This window comes from Lactobacillus sp. UMNPBX6, assembly GCF_002553975.1.
GTDB classification, from domain to species: Bacteria; Bacillota; Bacilli; order Lactobacillales; family Lactobacillaceae; genus Lactobacillus; species Lactobacillus gallinarum.
On the sequence record NZ_PCZD01000108.1, the window covers coordinates 1 to 1,740 of the forward strand.

General features: G+C 38.1%; 1 protein-coding gene. It reads left to right on the forward strand.

The window, feature by feature from the left end:
* Window positions 1-350 precede the first annotated feature (350 nt).
* On the forward strand, window positions 351-1,589 hold the full coding sequence (locus tag CP357_RS09850) for an IS110 family transposase (RefSeq protein WP_089145574.1): 1,239 nt from the start codon (window positions 351-353) through the stop codon (window positions 1,587-1,589).
* Window positions 1,590-1,740 lie beyond the last annotated feature (151 nt).

The following is a 1,740-nucleotide window of genomic DNA, read 5'->3' on the forward strand; positions in this document are numbered from 1 at the left end:
TCCTCGTATTATATAAATTAAATCTGTGTTGATTGTCTTTTTAGTTTGTTTATTCGATCATCAGATGCTAGTCTCTAATTGTCATTGACCTTGGTCAATTGGTATAGGTTTTCACCTCCTGTAGCTTGACTACTTTGTAAGTCTGCCGCCCAAGCAGTTTTGCTAATGACTTACTCACATGCTGTATTGATTCTGGCTATTACTGATTCAGAGCAGTTTCAGTCGCAGCTTTTTAGCTTGAACCTGTGAATACTTATATTTTGCGAGACTGTCTTAGAAACTGTAATTAGGGGCTAACATGTGATGATCGATCTATGACCAAATATTTGTTAGAAAGGAGGCCATTCTCAATGAAACTTTTTATAGGAATTGACGTCAGTTCTAAAGACTTGCAAGTCGCTATTACTGACTCAGAAAATCATCAAAAACCTTTGCTTAACCAATCTTTTTCTAATGATCTGACTGGCGCTAATAAGGTCAAAAAGCTAATTCTCCAACTTGCTAAACAGAATAGCTATGACAAGGTAATTATCGGCATGGAGGCTACTTCAATTTATAGCTTTCATCCAGCCTATTTCTTTGCCAATGATGAGGACTTGCAAAAGCTTAATCTTGAAACTGATGTCGTTAATCCCAAAAATACTAAACGATTTCATGACGTTTACGAAGAAAATAAGAATGATCCTATTGATGCCTATTACATCGCGGAATACTTACGCTTTGGCAAGTATCACGTCACTATCGCTCGACAAGAGGAATACTTAGCTCTCCAGCGTCTAACCAGAACCAGATATGAAATCACGTCTTCCCTGGCCAGAGCTAAGCAGCACTTCATTGAAGCCCTTTACTATCGTCTAAACAAACTGGTTACCGTTGACAAGGAAAATATTAAAACTTCTATCTTTGGCGCAACAATGCTGTCTATTGTGACTGATAGTAAAACCATCGATGAAATCACTGAGATGCCAATCGAGGATTTAATTGATTACCTTCAGACTAAGGGACGCGGCCGCTTCTCTGATCCAGAAGCTTTAGCTAAAGCAATCAGGAAAGCCGTCAGAGGATCCTATCGTTTAGGTAAAGTCATGAAAGACTCAATTGATGCAGTATTATCTGTTTACTATACCGAGATTAAAACCAATCAGAAATTGATTAAAAATTTAGATAAAGCAATTACAGACATCGTTCAAGCGCTCCCTGAAGAGAGAATACTGCAGTCTATTCCGGGAATTGGACCAGTTTACTCTGCTGGCATCATCGCTGAAATTGGTAGTATTGATCGGTTCGATACTGAAGCTCAGCTGGCTAAATACGCCGGCCTAGCTTGGCGTCAAAAGCAGTCTAGTGATTTTGACAGCGAACACAAGCCAATGACCAAAAACGGCAATCATTATCTAAGATATTATTTGGTTGAAGCTGCCAACCTAATTAGATTAAGAGATCCCGTTTTTCGGAAGTACTATCAAAAGAAGTACGATGAAGCTTTCTATTCCCCGCATAAACGTGCTTGCGTCCTTTGTGCAAGAAAACTAGTTAGGACCATTTTCACTCTGCTCAAAAATGGTCAAATCTATCAAACACCGAGGTGATCAATTGGTCTAAAACATTTTTGGAGGAGTAAATAATAGTTATTAAAAACCCTTGAAATAGGGCCTAGTTTCATGCACGCAAATTTTGGCTTTAACACAAACTAATTAAAAATAAAATTTACAATTTACATTGACTTATCACCACATGACT

Bases quoted from the DNA above. Each gene is read 5' to 3' on its own strand.
- CP357_RS09850 (WP_089145574.1), top strand. From the start codon at position 351: ATGAAACTTTTTATAGGAATTGACGTCAGTTCTAAAGACTTGCAAGTC.